This is a genomic window from Xanthomarina sp. (assembly GCF_035306705.1).
In the GTDB taxonomy this organism is placed as follows: domain Bacteria; phylum Bacteroidota; class Bacteroidia; order Flavobacteriales; family Flavobacteriaceae; genus Xanthomarina.
The window spans coordinates 1-3,108 of the sequence record NZ_DATGNO010000089.1 but is presented as its reverse complement, the minus strand read 5'-3'; the positions used below and the strand labels follow the sequence as shown (position 1 = coordinate 3,108).

At 35.3% G+C, this 3,108-nt stretch carries 3 protein-coding genes; all 3 read right to left on the bottom strand.

Annotated features, from left to right (window positions below; all coding sequences use genetic code 11):
* On the bottom strand, positions 1 to 1,055 hold a 1,055-nt coding region (locus VKY47_RS07970; protein WP_324311840.1), incomplete at its 3' end, for a glycosyltransferase family 4 protein.
* 3 nt (positions 1,056 to 1,058) lie between these two features.
* Positions 1,059 to 2,498, bottom strand: coding sequence for a hypothetical protein (locus tag VKY47_RS07965; protein ID WP_324311838.1), 1,440 nt, complete (start codon positions 2,496 to 2,498; stop codon positions 1,059 to 1,061).
* Positions 2,483 to 3,108 (bottom strand): hypothetical protein (locus VKY47_RS07960; protein ID WP_324311836.1); only part of this gene is annotated, 626 nt, incomplete at its 5' end. The genes VKY47_RS07960 and VKY47_RS07965, both read right to left, overlap by 16 nt.

The window sequence follows — 3,108 nt, the reverse complement described above, 5'->3', positions numbered from 1 at the left end:
ATTCGTTCAATAGCTGCTTTTAGTTCGGGTTTATTGCCTGGTTGTATAAGAATGCCATTGCTTGCATCAACTTGTTCGCTTACAGCCCCAACATCCGTGGCAATAATGGCACATCCACTGGCCATTGCTTCCAATATTACGTTAGGCATGCCCTCGGAGTAACTAGGACAAACCAAAACATCTGCATTTTGCAAGATGCTCCTTATTTTCTCCTGCTGCATTATTGTTCCGTGGTAGATGATTTTTCTGGATTCTAATTGTTTTGAAATGGGGATGGGACCGATAAACTGAAATTCGAATGCTTCATTTCTTGGCAATTGTTCAATGCAAGCGTTAAGTTCCTGGATCCCTTTTCTTCGCTCGTATCTTCCAATAAACACAAATTTTACTGTTGCCTTTGAGCTACTTTTCTTTTCCAAGGTTGTGTTAAGCCAGTTGGAATCTATCCCTGTAGGTATTTCAATTATTTTCTTTTTAGCGACGCCAGTCTCTTTAATAATTTTGGTGATTTTTCCACCATAAGAAAACACCCAATCTGCATTTGTGTTATTCCACCTAACTGGCCATTGAAGTATTAGTTTTTGAAATGAATAGTATAGTGACGGTGAAGTTTGAAACATTTCGTAACCATGGAATTTAATGCCTACTGGAGGCAACATAACTCCCTTTTTCTTTTTATGTAACAGGTGCCAAGCTGAAAACCCCTTTGCATAGATAAAATCGTAAGGTTTAGTGCTGTTATTAATTTTTTCAAAAATCCGTTTTGAATACAAATAGTTTTCAATTACATAATGCCCTGGTAGTTTATTGGTTTTGGGCCAGTTTATAGGAATGAAATTTATTTGTTTTTTCTCTGCGGGGCTGAAATTATCATAAAGTAGGGTTGCTTCGGTATCACTGTTTTTATGTGGTAGGTAGAATAAGTCTACAAATATTCCTTTTCTAGCAAGATTTTTAGCCAGGTAATATGAATGCTTTTGCATGCCACCAATCGTTATTGGGAAAACCCCATCAGTAAGCAGTGCAATCCTGATTGAAGCAGTTGCTTGATGCATTTTTTAATTTGATTTTACGAAATTGGCAGTTAATAAAGAACTTACAATTACTGAGAGAGGGAATAGTGTTAGAAAGTATTTAAATTCGATTTGGTTTATTAAGAAAGTGTATGAAAAGAACATCGCCGCCAACCAACTAAGCCATAAGAATGATATTTCATAATTCTGTTTCTTTGCTATGCTATAAGCACTGATAAATACAGAATAAAGCATTACAACATGAAAGGTTAACCAAATCAAAAGTCTATATGATTTTTCGATCGGATTGGCATTTGACCAAGAAGGTAGCCCCCACCCAGAAGTAAAGTTGAAAGAATATGCCCGGTAGAAGTTTTTTATTGGGATTAATATAAGGCGTTTTGCTAAGGGCGTGTTTGCCTTAATAGTGTTTTGTAACTCTAAGTTTATGCTAATGATTCTTTGTTCCAATATTTCATCCGTAGACAGAAAGCTTTTCTTTATTGTAGTTCGTAAACTGTCAATTTTTGCTTTATCTATTCCAAACGATAGTGCAATAGTATTGAAGTTTTCAGGTGCTAAAGAGTCACGCCCCATAATGTAGTTTATCGGTGAGTTTGGGTAGAACTCCACTGTTTCAAAGCCCATTTGTTTAAATGTTGATTTTGTTGTTTGTATGGATTGTTTATAAGGGCTAGTTGATGGTCTATTCGCTTTTTGAAGTATAATCACTTCTGAGGTTGTGATGTAATTTCTTATGGACCATATTCCAAGGTAAAATGAGAGCGGAAGTATAAAGAGCAAAAATAGAATACTTGCCCTTTTGGGATTGTTTGTGTATAATTCAATAATGAAAATTGATCCTGAAACAGCAAGCATTGCGGGTAAGAGGTAGCCTCGAAAGGTTACTGCTAACATAAAAAAGAAGCCTGACCAGAAGTATCGCAGACGGGCATTAAGTTTAAACACTCTGAAAAGAAAGAGGAACGCGATCATTGTATAAACTGTCGCATGACCTTCGGGTGATGTTTGAGGAAAGGATGAGTATGTTGTTAAAACAAGGAGAGCTAAAATAGTTAAAAATGCAAATCTTAGATTGACCTTGGAAAAAAGATAATTAAAAAGAATTATTACTATTGCAATATAAGTTACTAATGGGATCAGTGTGAGTATGGTAAACGAGGTGTTTTGATTAAAAATGAAACGTAAGGGCAAATAAACAGCAGTTATGCCTGGTATTCTATCAGTATATGGAGTGATATTATCTATTGAATAGAAACCATTTTTTATAAGATTTTCTGAAGGGCCATATAGTTCATTGTTATCATTATGAATTATGGTGTAACTGTTAATAAAGGTATAACCTTGAATACTTAAATTGTTCAAGGTATAGCTTAACTGCATAATAAAAATAAAAAGCAACAGTATTAGCGCGAATTTCCTCTTGTTAGCAGTCGTTTGCTTACGTATTATACCTTTTCCCATAGTTGCTTAAATAAATAGTTGAATCCTTTAATCCGCCAAAATCCCTTTTTATAGAGGGAATCGTAATGAGTTAGGATTTTTACTGAAAAATTACTGAATAAGCGCCCTTTCTTGACAAACTTGGAAATACGGTTATTAAGCACAGTATACTCCTTAAGAGAAATTTGATTATGAGTGAGTTTGAAGTTTATTAGAGTAATAATGGTGAATAGCGTACTTCTTAAATATCTGATCTGGTTCACGTCTGAAAGCAAGGCTTCAAATTTATTAAGATATTTTTCAACACCTGATAACATTCCCTCAAGGTACTGGCATGTGGATTGCTTCGTCCTTTCATGATCTATGCGATAGAAACACTTTGGGCTGGTGTTGTTGACTATTTTATATTCCAGCCCCTTTTGTAGTAATGCCCGAGTATGGAACTCCACATCTTGTAAGCGCGGAAACGATTCATCGAAACCATTTAATTTGTTTTTCACAAAGGGGGTTCGCCATATTGGTGACATTATATTCCAAGGCAGGTCATGTCTTAAGAATTGTTTAAGATGGTCTCCTTTTTTTGTACGCCATACCATTGTGCTATCACCAATCGCTTTATAAAAAGTGCCAA